The 16,539-nt window shown below is 66.3% G+C and carries 19 protein-coding genes; 18 read left to right on the top strand and 1 reads right to left on the bottom strand.

Features of this window, described 5'->3' with window-relative positions; all coding sequences use genetic code 11:
* Window positions 1-232: 232 nt before the first annotated feature.
* Together ACQR07_RS20275 and ACQR07_RS20270 are read left to right on the top strand one after the other, a co-directional pair.
* Window positions 233-379 carry a hypothetical protein gene (locus ACQR07_RS20275; protein ID WP_434903938.1) on the top strand — a complete coding sequence of 49 codons (147 nt, stop codon included), beginning with the start codon at window positions 233-235 and terminating at the stop codon, window positions 377-379.
* Between the two features lie 166 nt (window positions 380-545).
* Window positions 546-1,103 (top strand): hypothetical protein, encoded by a 558-nt coding sequence (locus tag ACQR07_RS20270; protein WP_434903937.1) that lies wholly within the window; start codon window positions 546-548, stop codon window positions 1,101-1,103.
* Between the two features lie 36 nt (window positions 1,104-1,139).
* Here ACQR07_RS20270 and pcaD read toward each other — a convergent pair whose 3' ends face one another.
* Window positions 1,140-1,922, bottom strand: coding sequence for a 3-oxoadipate enol-lactonase (gene pcaD, locus ACQR07_RS20265; protein WP_434903936.1), 783 nt, complete (start codon window positions 1,920-1,922; stop codon window positions 1,140-1,142).
* Window positions 1,923-2,152: 230 nt separating this feature from the next.
* Between pcaD and ACQR07_RS20260 the strand changes: the two genes are divergently transcribed.
* From ACQR07_RS20260 to ACQR07_RS20185, 16 genes are all read left to right on the top strand, one after another.
* Window positions 2,153-2,599: an SRPBCC family protein gene (locus ACQR07_RS20260; RefSeq protein ID WP_434903935.1), complete on the top strand. Its 447-nt coding sequence runs from the start codon at window positions 2,153-2,155 to the stop codon at window positions 2,597-2,599.
* A 131-nt stretch (window positions 2,600-2,730) separates the two neighbouring features.
* Window positions 2,731-3,216 carry a (2Fe-2S)-binding protein gene (locus ACQR07_RS20255; RefSeq protein WP_434903934.1) on the top strand — a complete coding sequence of 162 codons (486 nt, stop codon included), beginning with the start codon at window positions 2,731-2,733 and terminating at the stop codon, window positions 3,214-3,216.
* A 29-nt stretch (window positions 3,217-3,245) separates the two neighbouring features.
* A complete protein-coding gene (locus tag ACQR07_RS20250; RefSeq protein WP_434903933.1) occupies window positions 3,246-4,094 on the top strand; it encodes an FAD binding domain-containing protein in 849 nt (282 codons plus the stop codon).
* 34 nt (window positions 4,095-4,128) lie between these two features.
* Window positions 4,129-5,037, top strand: coding sequence for an AAA family ATPase (locus ACQR07_RS20245; RefSeq protein ID WP_434864834.1), 909 nt, complete (start codon window positions 4,129-4,131; stop codon window positions 5,035-5,037).
* Window positions 5,038-5,207: 170 nt separating this feature from the next.
* Complete coding sequence (locus tag ACQR07_RS20240) at window positions 5,208-6,413, top strand: vWA domain-containing protein (protein WP_434903932.1); 1,206 nt, start codon at window positions 5,208-5,210, stop codon at window positions 6,411-6,413.
* Window positions 6,414-6,436: 23 nt separating this feature from the next.
* Window positions 6,437-6,760, top strand: a complete 324-nt coding sequence (locus ACQR07_RS20235) for an XdhC family protein (protein WP_434864832.1) — start codon at window positions 6,437-6,439, stop codon at window positions 6,758-6,760.
* 3 nt (window positions 6,761-6,763) lie between these two features.
* A complete protein-coding gene (locus ACQR07_RS20230; RefSeq protein WP_434903931.1) occupies window positions 6,764-7,465 on the top strand; it encodes an XdhC family protein in 702 nt (233 codons plus the stop codon).
* Entirely contained in the window at window positions 7,462-9,066 is a 1,605-nt protein-coding gene (locus ACQR07_RS20225; RefSeq protein ID WP_434903930.1) for an NTP transferase domain-containing protein, read from the top strand. Before ACQR07_RS20230 ends, ACQR07_RS20225 begins: the two co-directional genes overlap by 4 nt.
* Before the next feature lie 138 nt (window positions 9,067-9,204).
* On the top strand, window positions 9,205-9,609 hold the full coding sequence (locus ACQR07_RS20220; protein WP_434903929.1) for a DUF4189 domain-containing protein: 405 nt from the start codon (window positions 9,205-9,207) through the stop codon (window positions 9,607-9,609).
* 133 nt (window positions 9,610-9,742) lie between these two features.
* Window positions 9,743-10,156 carry a DUF2000 family protein gene (locus tag ACQR07_RS20215; RefSeq protein ID WP_434903928.1) on the top strand — a complete coding sequence of 138 codons (414 nt, stop codon included), beginning with the start codon at window positions 9,743-9,745 and terminating at the stop codon, window positions 10,154-10,156.
* A 132-nt stretch (window positions 10,157-10,288) separates the two neighbouring features.
* On the top strand, window positions 10,289-11,314 hold the full coding sequence (gene adhP, locus ACQR07_RS20210) for an alcohol dehydrogenase AdhP (protein ID WP_434903927.1): 1,026 nt from the start codon (window positions 10,289-10,291) through the stop codon (window positions 11,312-11,314).
* 325 nt (window positions 11,315-11,639) lie between these two features.
* Window positions 11,640-12,302 carry a TetR/AcrR family transcriptional regulator gene (locus ACQR07_RS20205; protein WP_434903926.1) on the top strand — a complete coding sequence of 221 codons (663 nt, stop codon included), beginning with the start codon at window positions 11,640-11,642 and terminating at the stop codon, window positions 12,300-12,302.
* The gene (locus ACQR07_RS20200; protein ID WP_434903925.1) at window positions 12,299-13,075 is read left to right on the top strand and encodes an HlyD family secretion protein; all 777 of its coding nucleotides are present in this window, start codon (window positions 12,299-12,301) and stop codon (window positions 13,073-13,075) included. The genes ACQR07_RS20205 and ACQR07_RS20200 overlap by 4 nt, the downstream gene beginning before the upstream one ends.
* Window positions 13,072-14,010, top strand: coding sequence for an ABC transporter ATP-binding protein (locus tag ACQR07_RS20195; RefSeq protein ID WP_434903924.1), 939 nt, complete (start codon window positions 13,072-13,074; stop codon window positions 14,008-14,010). The genes ACQR07_RS20200 and ACQR07_RS20195 overlap by 4 nt, the downstream gene beginning before the upstream one ends.
* Window positions 14,007-15,161, top strand: a complete 1,155-nt coding sequence (locus ACQR07_RS20190) for an ABC transporter permease (RefSeq protein ID WP_434903923.1) — start codon at window positions 14,007-14,009, stop codon at window positions 15,159-15,161. The genes ACQR07_RS20195 and ACQR07_RS20190 overlap by 4 nt, the downstream gene beginning before the upstream one ends.
* 39 nt (window positions 15,162-15,200) lie before the next feature.
* On the top strand, window positions 15,201-16,505 hold the full coding sequence (locus ACQR07_RS20185) for an adenylate/guanylate cyclase domain-containing protein (RefSeq protein WP_434903922.1): 1,305 nt from the start codon (window positions 15,201-15,203) through the stop codon (window positions 16,503-16,505).
* The last annotated feature ends 34 nt before the right edge of the window (window positions 16,506-16,539 follow it).

Genomic DNA, 16,539 nt, shown 5'->3' with positions numbered 1-16,539 from the left:
CCCGCACTCGCGACCAGAGGCGGCGCGTCGCCAGTACTAACAGCTAGGAACCGGGTGCCGCAACAGCGTGCAGTGCCGCAATTGCGGGCTTATCCCGCCTCTTTCACGGCTCGGTTCCGCTCTGCCCGATGGGGGCAGAGCGGGACAACCGTCTCGAAATGGCCGGCACAAGGCAACGCAAAGCGTGGCTCGCGCATTGGTTGCTCATGAAGCTTCCGGCGAGGAGACGCTCATGACCAGTCTGACCGACAAGAACCAAGGCCACCAGAACCCCGGGCAGAACCAGCAGGGCCAGACCCAAGGCAAGCCGATCCAGCAGGGCGGTGACGGGCCGGGTCAAAGGCGGCAGCAGGATCGGGAGACGGCACCCGGGAAATAGGGCGGAGCGGATCGCCGGGCTGGCACCTCTCGCTACCGCTGGTGGCGTCCAACCTCCCGGTTAAGGTAAATAAGGGGTTTAAATTGCCCGCTGCATTTGCCGCGCGTTAGCTCGTCTGGAACCAGCCGGACGGGCGACCGCGCGGGGATTGCAGAGGTGGCGTGATATGATCAAGAACTGCTTCATCGGGAGCTGGCGGCTCAGCTGCTTCAACGGTGTGCTGCTGGCGCTGTACTTCGTTCCGGCCTGGACGATCGTCGCCCTTCACATCATGGTCTCGCCGATTCAGGGCCTGTTCGAGCGGCCCAACGTCGCGGTCGCTTTGTTCATCAGCGACCACCTGCAACTGTCGGGTCTCGAAACGGTTCGCGCGGCCTGGCTGCTTGCTTTGGCGCGACTGACGGTCGCAGGTTTCTTCGCGATGTTCCTCGTCCTGATCGCCGTCCCGCGGGTGCGAAAGGTCGGGGGCTATGTCGAGGCGCTGTCGATCGGACTGGGCCTGGGCAGCGCCCTGAGCTTCTTCAGCATGATCATGGCCGCACGCGTCGGCGAGACCCAGGCGCTGCGTCTGCATGCGACCGAACTGCTGATGCTGTTGGGAACGGCCATCGTCATGCTGGTGGAGAAGCCGGCCACGCAGCCCAACGCGTCGGCTCCGGCCTCCGCGCCGCCGCCGGTCGAGCCGACAGTCGGCGACAGTGTCGCAGCCGTTGCGAAGGCCTGATCGCCCTCGTCGGAGGCTGGCGACGCGAGCGCGCAGTCAGCGCTGTGTCAGGAAGCCGAGCACCGCATCGTTGAACTGGCCTGCCGCTTCGACGTTCGAGATGTGCGCGGCATCGACGATGGTCATGCTGGCGCCCGGGATCCGGCTGCGAATCGCCTCCGCCATCGCAATCGGCGTCGACTTGTCGTAGCGCCCGGCCACGACGAGCGTCGGGCTCGTGATGCCCGGCAGATCGTCGCGCAGGTCGAGCGCGCGCAACGCTGCGCAGCAGGCGAGATAACCCTCGACCGGCGTCGCCACCAGCATCGCCTTCATGCGGTCGGCGATGTCCGGATGGTGATCGCGAAACTCCTGCGTCAGCCAGCCTGCGATCACGGTATCGGCGATCCCGGCCAGTCCGCCGTCCTGAACCGACTTGATGCGCGCGTCCCAGATGGCCGGATCGGGGTAATGGCAGGTGGTGTTGGCGAGCACGAGCTTGCCGATTCGCCCCGGGGCATGCGCCGCGAGCCACTGTCCGACCATGCCGCCCATCGAGACGCCGCACCAGTGCACTTTCTCGATGTTCAGGTCGTCCAGGATCGCCAGCGCGTCGCGACCGAATCGCTCGATCGAGTAGGGTCCCGGAGGGACCTGCGACTTGCCATGACCCCGCCGGTCATAGCGGATGACACGAAAAATCTGGGTGAGGGCGCGCATCTGCGGCTCCCACATCTGCAGGGTCGAGCCGAGCGAATTGGACAGCATCAGGGTCGGCCCGCCGTCGCGGCCTTCGACGGTGACGTTCAACAGGCAGCCGTCAGCATCGATCATCGGCATGGGCGGAGTCCTCGTCGAAGGCGGCTGCGCCACCTCAGGAATCGTGCAGATTTGATGGCGAACTAACCATTGCGGGCGCGGTCTGCCAATCGAAACCCGCGGGCGCGAGACCCGAATGCTGCGGTGCTCCAGCTTTTCTGCAACGCTTCCGGGCGCTGCTCGCCCTTTCTTTTGGGCGTTCGGTGCTTTACTTGAATGCCTCAAACCGCGCCTAACGGGGGGAGATGCAGATGGCAATGACGATGACGGGCGAGGTCCAGCTGGCGGCACCGCGCGAGGCCGTCTGGGCCAAGTTGAACGATCCGGACGTGCTCAAGGCCTGCATTCCCGGCTGCGAGGAACTGGAGAGGACCGAGGATGGCGGCTTCCGCGCGGTCGCCAAGATGAAGGTCGGACCAGTGTCCGCGCGCTTCAAGGGCAAGGTCACCCTGAGCGATCTCGATCCGCCGAACGGCTACAAGATCTCCGGCGAGGGCGAGGGCGGCGTGGCCGGCTTTGCCAAGGGCGGCGCTGTGGTCGGGCTGGCCGAGAAGGATGGCGGCACGCTGCTGAGCTACAACGTCGAGGCGCAGATCGGCGGCAAGCTGGCGCAGCTCGGCCAGCGCCTGATCAACGGCGCCGCAAAAAAACTCGCCGACGAATTCTTCGCGAACTTCGCCAAGGCCGTTCAAGGCTGACCGCAACCGACCCATGCGCTGTCGGTGGCGAGGTTGCCCGCCGCCGGGAGCGCCCATATGATGGTTTCGACCGATTTTGCTGGGCTGCGCTGCAGTGCAACGCTGTGGTGCGGATTAATAGAGAGTCCTGAATGGCCAAGATTTCCATGATTGTGAACGGTAATCCCGTCACGGCAAATGTCGATTCGCGGACGCTGCTCGTTCAGTTCCTGCGCGAGAATCTGCGGCTCACCGGCACCCATGTCGGCTGTGATACCTCGCAGTGCGGCGCCTGTGTCGTCCATCTCGACGGCAAGGCCGTGAAGTCCTGCACGACCCTGGCTGTGATGGCCGACGGTCACGAGGTCAGGACGATCGAAGGCCTCGCGGCCGATGGCGCGCCGCTGCATCCGATGCAGGAAGCGTTTCGCGAGCACCACGGTCTGCAATGCGGCTTCTGCACGCCGGGCATGATCATGACCGCGGTCGATCTCGTGCACCGCAAGGGGCACGAGCTCAGCGAGGAGACCATCCGCGAGGAGCTGGAAGGCAATCTCTGCCGCTGTACCGGATATCAGAACATCGTCCAATCGATCGCCGCCGGCGCCAAGGCGATGGCGAAGTCGGACCTCGCCTAAAGTCCCCGCCGCGCACAGGACATCCCCCCATGTACGAATTCAAATATCATCGGCCGGCCACGGTGCGCCAGGCCGCCAATCTCCTGGTCAAGAACGAGGACGCCAAGCTGGTCGCCGGCGGTCACACGCTGGTGCCGGTGATGAAGCAGCGGCTCGCGAGCCCACCGCATCTCGTCGACCTCTCCCACGTCGAAGGGCTCGACACGATCGAGCTGAAGGGGCGCAATCTGGTGATCGGCGCCATGGCGCGTCATGCCGATGTGGCCAATTCCGCCACGGTGGGCGAGGCGATCCCGGCCCTCGCGCATCTCGCAAGCCTGATTGGTGACCCCGCCGTGCGCCATCGCGGCACGATCGGCGGATCGATCGCCAACAACGATCCGACCGCGGACTATCCGGCCGCGTGCCTGGCGCTCGGCGCCACCATCGTCACCAACAAGCGCAAGCTCAAGGCCGAGGAGTTCTTCCAGGGCCTGTTCACGACCGCGCTGGAGGCGGACGAGATCATTACCAAGGTGAGCTTCCCGCTGGCCAAGAAGGCCGCCTATGTGAAGTTCCGCAATCAGGCCTCGCGCTACGCGCTGGTCGGCGTGTTCGTCGCGCGGCGTCCGTCCGACGTGCGCGTCGCCGTCACCGGCGCCGGTGGCAATGGCGTGTTCCGCGTCACCGCGTTCGAGGAAGCCCTGCAGAAGCGCTTCTCGCCGAAGGTGCTGGAAGGCATCGCGGTGTCGGCCGACGGGCTCAACAGCGACATTCACGGCAGCGCCGAATATCGCGCTCATCTGGTCGGCGTGCTGGCACGTCGTGCGGTCGATGCGGCGAACGCCGGGGCCAAGGCTTCAACGGGAGCCGACGAGTCCGAGGCTCCGGCCTCGTGACGAGCGAGCGCGGTCAGGGAAGGCGGTCTCGCCCATGAGTGCTGCAGCGCTGCCGGCGTCGGTCGACGCGATGCTCGAATTGCTGTCCTCGCGCGGCTATCTGGCCGAGCGATCGCTCGCGACGGTGACCTATCTGTCGCTGCGCATGGGCCGGCCGCTGTTCCTCGAGGGCGAGGCCGGCGTCGGCAAGACCGAGATCGCCAAGGTGCTGTCGGCGGCGCTCGGGCGCAAGCTCATCCGCCTGCAATGCTATGAGGGCCTCGACGTCGCCTCGGCCGTCTACGAGTGGAACTCGGCGGCCCAGATGATCGCGATCCGGCTGGCGGAAGCCGGCGGCGACGTCGACCGCGACCAGCTCACGTCCGACATCTTCGCCGACCGCTATCTGATCAAGCGCCCGCTGCTGCAGGCGCTGGAGCCGGATGTCGCGGGCGCGCCGGTATTGCTGATCGACGAGCTCGACCGCGCCGACGAGGCATTCGAGGCCTATCTGCTGGAGATCCTCTCCGACTTCCAGGTCACGATCCCCGAGTTCGGCACCGTCAAGGCGCCGCATCCGCCGATCGTCATCATCACCTCGAACCGGACGCGCGAGATCCACGACGCGCTGAAGCGGCGCTGCCTGTATCACTGGGTCGACTATCCCTCCGCCGAGCGCGAGCTCGCGATCGTCAAGACCCGGCTGCCGGGCATCTCGCAGCGGCTGTCGCAGCAGATCGTGCGCTTCGTTCAGGCGCTGCGCGACCAGGACTTCTACAAGTCGCCGGGCGTCGCCGAGACCTTGGACTGGGCGACCGCGCTGACCGAGCTTGATGCGCGCTCGCTGAACGCGGAGGTCGTCGGCGACACCTTGGGCGCGCTGCTGAAGTATCAGGACGACATCGCCCGCATGCAGGGCGATCAGTTGCAGAAGGTGATCAAGGACGCGACCAGCGAGACTTGAGTTCACGCTGGTGCCTCTAACAACGATCGTCATTCCGGGATGCGTGCGCAGCACGCAGGCCCGGAATCCATAACCACGATCGTGCGTATGGATTCCGGGCTCGCCCTTGGGGCGCCCCGGAATGACGGCCTCGATTTGAGGCGTGCCCGGAATGACGAGGGGATAGAGACGTGCCCACCAGCATCAATCACCTCGCGCCGCCGACCGGCGGCATCGCCGACAACATTGCGGGCTTTGCGCGCGCGTTGCGCGCTGCGGGCCTGCCGGTCGGGCCGGGGGCCGTGATCGACGCCATGAGCGCGCTGGAAGCGATCGACATCGGCAAGCGTCCCGACGTCTTCACCACGCTCGAATCGATCTTCGTCAAGCGCCACGAGCACGCGCTGATCTTCGCCCAGGCCTTCGCCCTGTTCTTCCGTCCCGCGGAGGAATGGAAGTCGATGCTCGATTCGGTGCCGCTGCCGGATCACGCCAAGAAGAAGCCGCCGCCGGCCTCGCGCCGGGTCCAGGAGGCGATGTCTCAGCCGCAGACGCATGAGGAGCCGCAAGCGCAGGAGCAGGATCTCCGGCTGGCGGTGTCCGACCGCGAGGTGCTGCAGAAGAAGGACTTTGCGCAGATGAGCGCGGCCGAGATCGCCGAGGTCACGCGCGCGATCGCCAGGATGCGGCTGCCGCAGGCCGAGCTGAAGACGCGCCGCCACGCCACCGACCCGCGCGGTCATCGTATCGACATGCGCAGGACGTTGCGCCAGGCGCTGCGCACCGAGGGCGAGATCATCAACTTCCATCGCCTGGGGCGGCTCGAGAAGCCGGCTCCGATCGTGGCGCTGCTCGACATCTCCGGCTCGATGAGCGAGTACACCCGCCTGTTCCTGCACTTCCTCCATGCCATCACCGACGCCCGAAAGCGCGTCTCGGTGTTCCTGTTCGGCACCCGTCTGACCAACGTGACGCGGGCGCTGCGGCAACGCGATCCCGACGAGGCGCTCGCGAGCTGCACGGCCAATGTCGAGGACTGGGCCGGTGGCACGAGGATCGCGACCTCACTGCAGACCTTCAACAAGCATTGGGCGCGGCGCGTGCTCGGGCAGGGTGCCATCGTGCTGCTGATCTCCGACGGCCTGGAACGCGAGGCCGACAGCAAGCTCGCCTTCGAGATGGACCGGCTGCACCGCTCCTGCCGGCGGCTGATCTGGCTGAACCCGCTGCTGCGCTATTCCGGCTTCGAGGCCAAGGCGCAGGGCATCAAAACCATGCTGCCCCACGTTGACGAATTCCGCCCGGTACATAACTTGACGTCGATCGAGACGCTGATCTCGGCGCTGTCGTCGCCGCTGCCGCCGCATCACCGCAGCGCGATCCGGCCCGCCGCCTGAGATCGTCCGAGAAGGAGATGGCCATGCTCAACCGCGACGAAGACATCCTCAAGGCCGCCGAGGACTGGCACAAGACCGGTCATGGCGTGGCGCTCGCCACCGTGGTCGAGACCTGGGGCTCGGCGCCGCGGCCGGTGGGCTCCAATCTCGTGATCAACGACGACGGCACGTTCTTGGGCTCGGTGTCCGGCGGCTGCGTCGAGGGCGCCGTCGTCACCGAGGCGCTCGACGTCATCTCCAGCGGCCAGCCGAAGATGCTGGAGTTCGGCGTCGCCGACGAGACCGCCTGGAATGTCGGGCTGTCCTGCGGCGGCACCATCCGCGTGTTCGTCGAGAAGGTGGGCTGATCCATGCAGCTTTCGACCCTCGCCGAGCTCAACGCCGAGCGCACCGCGCGCCGCCCGGCCATTCTCGTCACCGACGTCGCCTCCGGCGAGCAGCGCCTGGTCAAGGCCGCCGCGATCGCCACGGACCCGCTGCGCAACGAGCTGTCCACCCATCTGCGCATGGGCAAGAGCGGCATGGTCGAGGCGGACGGCAAGCGGCTGTTCCTCAACGTCTACTCGCCGACGGCGAAGCTCGTCATCGTCGGCGCCGTCCATATCAGCCAGGCGCTGGCGCCGATCGCCAAATCGCTCGGCTATGACGTCACCGTCGTCGATCCGCGCACCGCTTTCGCAAGCCCGGAGCGCTTCCCTGACGTGCCGTTGATCGCCGAATGGCCCGACGTGGCGCTGCCGCCGCTCAACGTCGACCACTACACGGCGTTCGTCGCGCTGACGCATGATCCGAAGATCGACGATCCGGCGCTGTTGCACGCGTTCTCACGCGACTGCTTCTACATCGGCGCGCTGGGCTCGCGGAAGACGCATGCCAAGCGTCACGACCGGCTGCGGGCGCAGGGCGCCAGCGACGCCGACATCGCCCGTATCCATGCGCCGATCGGGCTGGCCATCGGCGCGGTGTCGCCGTCGGAGATTGCGGTTTCGATCATGGCCGAGATCACCGCGACCTTGCGGCTGCCGGCCAAGGAGAAAGAGCAGGCGGCATGAAGTTCGGTCCTGCCAGTCCGGCTGAGGCGATCGGCGGGGTGACCGTGCACACCCTGCGCAAGGGATCGCTGGTGCTCAAGAAGGGCACCACGATCGGTCCTGCCGAGGTCGAGGCGCTGGGCAGGGAGGGGGTCAAGGAGATCGTGGTCGTCCGGCTCGAAGCCGGCGACGTTTCCGAGGACGAGGCCGCCGCCGACGTTGCCAAGGTCGTGGCTGGCGAGGGCATTCATGTCGATCGCGCCTTCACCGGGCGGGCCAATCTGTTCGCGGCGCAGCCCGGCATTCTGATGATCGACCGCGCCGCCGTCGACCGCATCAACGATGTCGACGAAGCTATTACCTTCGCGACCTTGCCGGCGTTCAAGCCGGTGGTCGAAGGCGAGATGGTCGGCACCGTCAAGCTGATCCCGTTCGGCGTCGAAGGCCGGTTGCGCGATGCCGCCGTGGCTGCTGCCGGCAAGGGCGCGCTCAGCATCGCGCCCTATGTCGTCAAGCGCGTCGGCGTGGTCTCGACCATCCTGCCCGGTCTGGCGTCGAAGGTCATCGACAAGACGCTGCGCGTCACCGCCGAGCGCCTGGCGCCGGCCGGCGCCAGCATCATCGCCGAACGCCGCGTGCCGCATGAGCAGGCCGCGCTGGCGGCTGCGATCAAGGAGCTGCTGGCGCTCGGCGCCGAACTCGTGATCGTGTTCGGCGCCTCGGCGATCGCCGATCGCCGTGACGTCATTCCCGCCGCGATCACCGGCATCGGCGGCGCGATCGAGCATTTCGGCATGCCGGTCGATCCGGGCAATCTGCTGCTGATCGGCCGTGCCGGCGACGTCCCGCTGCTCGGCGCGCCCGGCTGCGCGCGCTCGCCGGCTGAGAACGGCTTCGACTGGGTGCTGATGCGGCTGCTCGCCGGCATCAAGGTCACCCGCGCCGAGCTGACGGCGATGGGGGTCGGCGGTCTGCTGATGGAGATCGTGACGCGTCCGCAACCGCGTGCCCAGCCGGAGGCGGAAGGCGAGCGCCACGTCGCCGCCATCGTCCTCGCCGCGGGACGTTCGACCCGGATGGGCGGGCCGAACAAGCTGCTGGCGGAGCTCGACGGCAGGAAGCTGGTGCGGATCGTCACCGAGCAGGCGCTGGCGTCGAAAGCCAGCGAAGTCATCGTCGTCACCGGCCATCAGGCCGAGCTGGTCGAGCAGGCCCTGGCCGACCTGAATGTCCGCTTCGTCCGCAATCCCGATTTCGCCGGCGGCCTTGCGAGTTCGGTGAAGGCCGGCATCGCCGCCGTGTCCGATCGCGCCGATGGCGCGGTTGTCTGCCTCGGTGACATGCCGATGGTGTCGACCGACCTGCTCGACCGTCTGATCGCCGCCTTCGCGCCGGATCGCGGCAATTTGATCGTCGTGCCGGTGTCCGAGGGACGCCGTGGAAACCCGGTGCTGTGGTCGCGCCGATTCTTCGCCGAGCTGATGACGCTCGACGGCGATGTCGGCGCGCGGCATCTGATCGCCAAGCACACCGAGGCTGTCGCCGAGGTGACGGTCGAGGGCGAGAGCGCGTTCCTCGACATCGACACGCCGCAGGCGCTGGAGGCCGCGCGACGCGGGTGAGCCGCGTCGTGTCGCGGCTGCGCGATCTCTCCGCGTCATCCCGGAACGGCGCCGGCGATACCTGATCTCAACCTCTCGTTCACCAAGTTTCAACGACCCCCGGCTAGATTTGCCGACATTGGCCTCGGGGGAGGAGAGATGATCATTTCGACCGCCACGCGACGTTTCGCGCTGTTTGCATTTGGATTGACCGTGCTCGTCGGCGCCGCGCGCATCGCGAGCCAAGGCGCCATCAGCCCGGCGCATGCGGCCGGCGCCTTCGCCATCGGCCAGTGCGCCGCTTATGGCCAGGCCTTCGACTATCCGGCGGAGCATCTCGCCAAGGCTGCGGCGCTGAAGCAGTGCAAGGGCGAGTGCACCGCGGTGACGATGAAGAAGGCATGTGCCGCGTTCGCGATCGATCTGACCAATCCGTGCGGCGCGCACGGCTACGCCGTCCGGCCGAAGATCTCCACCTCGCTCAACGAAGCGACCCGCGAATGCTACAAATATGGCGGCAAGGAGTGCGTCATCCGCGCCTGGGTGTGCGACGCCAAGGGTTGATTGAAGGGCTGATTGAAGCCGCATGATTTGCGCGGCTATCGTCCGAGTTCCGCGGCCGTGGTCGTTTCGATGCTTCACGCTCCGAATGGCTCGGCTATCCTGAGCGCTCGTGGACATCGACGATGGACGTGACATGCAATTCGACACCAAGATCGCGCTGATCATCCGCAACGACCTCGAAGCCTGGCAGAAGCTGAACGTCGCGGCGTTTCTGTCCAGCGGCGTCGCCGCTGCTTTTCCGGAATGCATCGGCGCGCCCTATGAAGACGGATCGGCAACGAGCTATCACGCGCTGATAGGCCAGCCGATCCTGATCTACGGCGCGCCGGACCGTGCTGCGTTGGCGCGTGCGCTGGATCGCGCGCTGTCACGGAATGTGAAGCCCGCGCTCTACACCGAGGACATGTTCAAGACCACGCATGACGAAGCCAACCGCGCGGCGGTGAAAGCGGTCGCGCGTCCTGATCTCAATCTCGTCGGATTGGCGCTGCGCGCGGAGCGCAAGGTGGTCGACAAGATCGTCGACGGCTTGAAGTTTCATGCCTGAGATCGCCACGTGAGATCTCCTGTCATGAATCTGTTACATGCTGCGCATCAAAGCAGCAGCTGCGTTTGACACCGATCAAGTTCGTAACAGTTCGGCCTCGTTAGTTTGCGCCTCAATATGAGGAGCAGACAGATGCAGACCATGAAAGCCGCAATCGTCAAAGCCTTCGGCAAGCCGCTCGTCATCGAGGATGTTCCTGTTCCGGTGCCGGGGCCGGGCGAGCTTCTCGTCAAGCTCAAGGCTTGCGGCGTATGTCATACCGACCTTCACGCCGCCTCGGGCGACTGGCCGGTCAAGCCTGTGCCGCCGTTCATTCCCGGTCATGAAGCAGCCGGTGTGGTGGCCGCGCTCGGCGCCGGTGTCACCGATTTCAAGATCGGCGACGCGGTTGGCGTGGCGTGGCTGCACGATGCCTGTCTGCGCTGCGAATATTGCGAGACCGGCTGGGAGACGTTGTGCGAGCACCAGCACAACACCGGCTACAGTGTGAACGGCGGCTTCGCCGAGTATGTCATCGCCTCCGCGGCGTTCGCGGCGCGCCTGCCCGCCAATGTCAACTTCGCCAGCATCGCGCCGATCCTGTGCGCCGGCGTCACGACCTACAAGGGCCTGAAGGAAACCGACACGCGCCCCGGCGAGTGGGTCGTCATTTCCGGCGTCGGCGGGCTCGGACATGTCGCGATCCAGTACGCGAAGGCGATGGGGCTGAAGGCGATCGGTCTCGACATCGCCGAGGACAAGCTCAAGCTGGCGCTCGAGGCCGGCGCCGAGCACGCGGTGAATGCGCTGGACAAGGATGCGGTCGAGCGGGTCATCGCGCTCACCGGTGGCGGTGCGCATGGCGTGCTGGTGACGGCGGTCTCGACGCCGGCTTTCGCGCAGGCGCTGAAAATGGTCCGTCGCAAGGGCACCGTCAGCCTGGTCGGCCTGCCGCCGGGGGAATTCCCGACGCCGATCTTCGACGTCGTCCTGAAGCGCATCACCGTGCGCGGCTCGATCGTCGGCACCCGGCGCGATCTCGACGAAGCGGTCGCCTTTGCCGCCGAGGGCAAGGTGAAGGCCGAGATCACCACCGCGCCGCTGTCCGAGATCAACACCGTCTTCGAGCGCATGAAGGCCGGCAAGATCGATGGCCGCGTGGTGCTCGATTTCACGTAGTTTGCCGCATGCAAGGCGGACACCATCGCTCCGCGCGTCTGCCGCAAGATGGTGAGCCGTCTCTCCACGCGTCATTCCGGGGCGGCGCGAAGCGACGAGCCCGGAATCCATAACCACAAGAGTCGGTGTGACGAAGACACGCGCCACAGCCATCCCGCACCACACGCCGGTTCGTGGTTATGGATTCCGGGCTCGCGCTACGCGCCGCCCCGGATGACGCGTGGAGAGATCTCTGCGCAAGGCGTCCGCTGGAGGGCAGATTATCGCGACGCACGCCGCCGGGAGCTTCTTGACAATGACTGACTAGTCAGTCATTAATGTTCGCATGTCCGAGGACTCACCATCGAACAAGCGCAAGGTGCGGGCGGCTGGCCCCGCCACGGCTTCGCGCCGGGCCGACCGGGCGGCCGAGCGCCGCGCGGCGATCGTTCAGGCGGCCATGGACGAGTTCATCGCCCGCGGCTTTGCGGCCACCCGGCTCGACGACGTGGCCAAGCGCGCCGGCGTGGCCAAGGGCACGATCTATCTGCACTTCAAGGACAAGGAATCGATGTTCGAGGAATTGATCCGGACCGCCATCGTGCCGTTCGTCGGCCGGCTGGCTGCGCCGTTGCCGCCGAGCGGCTCGGTGCGGGACCTGGTCGAGAACCTGGCGCGGATGTTCCTGCAGGAGATCGCCGGCACGCGGCGGGCCGACCTCGTGCGGCTCATCGTTGCCGAAGGACCGCGTTTCCCCGCGATTGCCGACTTCTACTACCGCGAGGTCGTGTCGCGCGGCCTCGCTGCCATGCGCGCGCTGATCCAGCTCGCCATCACCCGCGGCGAGATCCGCGAGCCCACATTGGTGCAGTTTCCGCAGCTGATGGTCGCGCCGATGATGCTTGCGGTGCTCTGGAAGAGCCTGTTCGAGCGCCATGCGCCGCTCGACACGGAAGCGATGCTGCAGACGCATCTCGATCTGATCTTCGGCGCAAGGAGGCCGACATGAGCCTGCTGCATTGCCTTGCCGTGCTGGTCACGGCCTTCACTTTCGACGGTTGCAAGGACACTCGCGATCCCGGCTATCAGGGCTGGGTCGAGGCCGACATGATCTTCGTCAGTCCCGACGAGGCGGGACGCGTCACCAAGTTGAACGTGCACGAGGGCGAAGAGATCAAGGTTGGTGATCCCCTCTACGCCGTCGACGATGATCTGCAACAGGCCGATCTCAACCAGACCAAGGCGACGCTCGCCAATGCGCAGCAGACCTATGACCGTGCAGCGGCGCTGAGCAAGACCGGGGCCGGGACGCAGGCAACGCTCGATTCGGCGGTGTCGGCGCTGCGCATCGCCGAGGCCCATGTCGTGACGTCGCAGACCCGCCTGGCGCGCCGCAAGGGCGTGGCGCCGGTCGCCGGCACGATCCAGCAGATCTATTTCCGCGAGGGCGAGATGGTCGCGGCGCAGCGGCCGGTGCTGTCGATCATGCCGCCGGGCAACATCAAGCTGCGCTTCTACGTGCCCGAGACGGATCTGCCCAAATTCGCGATCGGGGACCAGGTCAGGGTCACCTGCGACAACTGCGCCGCCGATCTCAGCGCGCGGGTCTACTTCCTCGCGACCACGGCGGAGTACACCCCGCCCGTCATCTACAGCCTCGATGAGCGCAACAAGCTCGTCTACCTGATCCAGGCGCGGCCCTCGCGCCCCGACGCGCTGCGCGTCGGCCAGCCGGTCAGCATCTATCCGCATCCGAAGACGCCCGTGGCGGACAAGCAATGACGGCAGCAGGCCCGGCCGAGATCGCGATCGACGTCAAGGGACTGTCCAAGTCCTTCGGCGGTCGCGAGGTCGTGCACGATCTGTCGATGCAGGTGCGGCGTGGCGCGATCTACGGCTTCCTCGGACCCAACGGGTCGGGCAAGACCACGACGATCCGCATGCTGTGCGGCCTGCTGACGCCCGACGGCGGCGAGGGCACCTGTCTCGGCTTCGACATCCGCCGCGACGCCGACAAGATCAAGCGCCGGGTCGGCTACATGACCCAGCGCTTCAGCCTCTACCAGGATCTGTCGGTGCGCGAGAATCTCGAATTCGTCGCGCGGCTCTACGGCATGCCGGATCCGCGAGCCGCCGCGCGCGACATGGTGCAGCGGCTCGGGCTTGCCGGCCGCGAGCGGCAGCTGGCCGGCGAATTGTCGGGCGGCTGGAAGCAGCGGCTTGCGCTCGGCGCCTGCACCTTGCCGAATCCGCAACTGCTGCTGCTCGACGAGCCCACCGCCGGCGTCGACCCCAAGGCAAGGCGCGACTTCTGGAACGAGATCCACGCGCTGGCCAGGGACGGGCTGACGGTGCTGGTCTCGACCCACTACATGGACGAAGCCGAGCGCTGTCACGAGATCGCCTATATCGCCTACGGCCATCTGCTGGCGCACGGCACCGTCTCCGAGGTCATCGCGCAATCGGCGCTCACCACCTACACGGTCAGCGGTGACGACCTGCGCGAGCTCACGACCTCGCTCACGGGCAAGCCCGGCGTCGACATGGTGGCGCCGTTCGGCACCAGCCTGCACGTCTCCGGCCGCGACGGCAGGGCGCTGGATGCCGCGATCGCGCCCTGGCGCGACAGGCCCGACCTGCATTGGCAGCCGGCGGCACCCTCGCTCGAGGACGTCTTCATCGACCTGATGAACCGCTCGCGGGACAATTTCCAATGAGCGAAGCTCTCCACCACGCCTCGCCCGAGCCGCGCTTCGGTTTCTGGCGCCGCACCTACGCGATGCTGGTCAAGGAGTTCATCCAGCTCCGCCGCGACCGGGTGTCCTTCGCCATGATCGTGATGCTTCCGGTGATGCAGCTGATGCTGTTCGGTTATGCCATCAACACCACGCCGCATCATCTGCCAGCGGCGGTGCTGCTGCAGGAAGACAGCGATCTCGGCCGTTCGATCCTGAAGGCGATGGAGAACACCGCCTATTTCCGCTTCACCCGCGAGGTCGACAACGTCGCCGAATTCGACGACCTGCTGCTGTCCGGCAAGGTGCTGTTCGGCGTCGAGATCCCGCGCGGCTTCGAGCGCGCAGTCCGCCGCGGCGAACGGCCGGCGCTGTTGGTGGCGGCCGATGCGACCGATCCGGTCGCGGCGTCCTCCGCGCTGTCCTCGCTTGGCATGATCGTGCAGACGGCGCTGTCGCACGATCTCTACACCGGCGATCCGGCCACGTCGCCGTTCGAGATCAGGGCGCATGCGCGCTACAATCCGGCCGCCTCGTCCCGGCTCAACATCGTGCCCGGTCTGGTCGGCACCATCCTGACCATGACGATGCTGATCTTCACGGCGCTCTCGGTCACACGGGAGATCGAGCGCGGCACCATGGAGAGCCTGCTGTCGATGCCGATCAAGCCGGTCGAGGTCATGCTCGGCAAGATCATTCCCTATGTGATGGTCGGCTTCCTGCAGGCCGCCATCATCATCGGCATCGGCGTGTTCCTGTTCGGCGTTCCCATCATGGGCAGCCTGATGCTGTTGGCCATCCTGTCGACCCTGTTCATCGCGGCCAACCTGTCGATCGGCTACACGTTCTCGACCCTGGCGCAGAACCAGCTGCAGGCCATGCAGCTGTCCATGATGTTCTTCCTGCCGAGCATCCTGCTGTCGGGCTTCATGTTTCCGTTCCTCGGCATGCCGCAATGGGCGCAGATCGTCGGCGAGTGCCTGCCGCTGACGCATTACCTGCGCATCGTCCGCGCCATCATGCTCAAGGGCTCGACGCTGCCGAACCTGCAATACGATACGGTGGCCCTGTTCGGCCTGATGCTGTTCGCCATGACGGTGGCCGTCTTGCGCTTCCGCCGCACCCTCGATTGAGGCACAATGGCGGCGGCGTGGCAGATCGGCTGAGGCAAGATGCAGTTCGCGGGGGCTGGCAAGGGGAACGGCGCGGCGGCGTCGGAGTTCAACAAGGCGCTGATGCGCCAGACGTTGAACACCGAGCTGCTGCGGGTCAAGGCGTTGATCGCGACGGCAGGATTGTTCCTTGTCACCTCGGCGTGCGTCGAGATCATCGAGCCGAGGATCTTGGAATGGATCTGGCCGAGCCGGGTCGGGGTCCTCTACGTCTACGCCATCATCGGTTGCTTCGTTGCTTTCGAGCTTCTGGTCCTGTCCAGGATCAAAGCCAACATCCGCCTCGGCCAAGATCCTCCCACGTTCCTGCGCTACGTCAGCGCAGTGATCGAGACGTCGATGCCCACCCTCGTGCTCATGCTGCAGATCGAGGGCATCGGCCGCGACCGGGCCCTCGGTTTTGGCGCGCCGCTGGTCTATTTCATCTTCATCATCCTCTCGACCCTGCGTCTGGACTTTTGGTTGTCCAGCTTCACCGGTTTCGTCGCCGCGGCAGAATTGCTGATTGTGGCGCTGATGGACCGTCCGTCTGTCGACGTGAGCCAGAATCCGGAGATCTATTATCACGGCGAGCGCAGCTTCATCATCCTGCTGTGCGGGATCCTGGCCGGCGCTGTCAGCGTGCAGCTGCGGCGCCAGTTCGCCGCGAGCATCGAGGCCGCTTCCGCACGCGATCGCGTGACCGATCTGTTCGGCCAGCACGTCTCGCCGCAGGTGGTCGAACGGCTGATGAAGGAGGGCACGGCCGAGGCGCGCGACATCCGCGAGGTCGCGGTGATGTTCGTCGACTTCCGCGGCTTCACGGCCGCCTCGCGCGCGAAGGCGCCGCAGGAGATCGTCGATCGTCTCGACGGCGCGTTCGCCGTGCTGGTCGAGATTCTCGAGCGCCACGGCGGCATCGTGAACAAGTTTCTCGGCGACGGCTTCCTGGCGCTGTTCGGCGCCCCGTTCGAGTCCCGCGACGCGGCCGTGCATGCGGTGGCCGCGGCGCGCGAGATGGTGGCCGCGATGGAGCGCGTCAACGCTGCGTCGTCCTGGCCGTTGCGGCTCGGGATTGGTCTGCATCTTGGCGAGGTCGTTGCCGGCAGCATCGGCTCGCCGCGGCGCAAGGAATACACCGTCATCGGCGACACCGTGAACTTCGCCTCGCGGCTCGAGGCGCTCAACAAGGAGTTCGACTCGCAACTTCTGATATCGAGCCAAGTGCGCGAGGCCGTGGGAGACGGGGCCCGCGATGCCGTTTTCCACGGCGAAGTGTCGGTGCGCGGATACGACCGGCCGTTCGAGGTCTGGCAATTGCAGTAGACCGTTCGTTCAGGATGGCGGGTGGCGATCGACC

The organism is Bradyrhizobium sp. HKCCYLS20291, from assembly GCF_051167715.1.
GTDB lineage: Bacteria > Pseudomonadota > Alphaproteobacteria > Rhizobiales > Xanthobacteraceae > Bradyrhizobium.
This window is presented reverse-complemented; position numbering and strand designations above follow the sequence as displayed.